The sequence below is a fragment of the Acinetobacter sp. BMW17 genome, assembly GCF_001592855.1.
Lineage (GTDB): Bacteria > Pseudomonadota > Gammaproteobacteria > Pseudomonadales > Moraxellaceae > Acinetobacter > Acinetobacter johnsonii.
The window spans coordinates 1-439 of record NZ_LSOD01000061.1 but is presented as its reverse complement, the minus strand read 5'-3'; the positions used below and the strand labels follow the sequence as shown (position 1 = coordinate 439).

General features: G+C 40.5%; 1 pseudogene. It reads right to left on the bottom strand.

Annotated elements, in window-relative coordinates:
* Positions 1-439 (bottom strand): annotated as a pseudogene (locus AXW61_RS16975) (IS5-like element ISAha1 family transposase); the annotation flags it as partial.

Below are 439 nucleotides of genomic sequence, written 5' to 3'. Positions count from 1 at the left end.
CCTAAATCTGTAAATTTATTTAATACGGCCACACGTGCATGAATCTCATTGACTTGGCTTTGAAAGTTTCTCGCACGGAGTTTATCGCCTAATAATTTGATGCAATGCATCTTGGTTTCTATCAGACTTCTGCGATGATAGCCTGACCAATTTTTCCATATTGTTCTTCCTAAACGTTTAACTGTTCGAAGTAATTCATTTCGCTCTAGCGAGCTGGTCTTTGTATCTTTCCAAGGTTTCGCATTTTTTCTTGGCGGAATCACCGCATGTGCTTGTCGGTCTGCAATTACTTGACGGCATTGCTTGGTGTCATAAGCCCCATCAGTATAGACAGAGTCAATCTGCTCATCTTGTGGAATCTGATCGAGTAAATCACCAAGCACTTGTGAATCACTCACATTATTTGTAGTGAGTTGAATAGCGCGTATTTGAAGGGTTT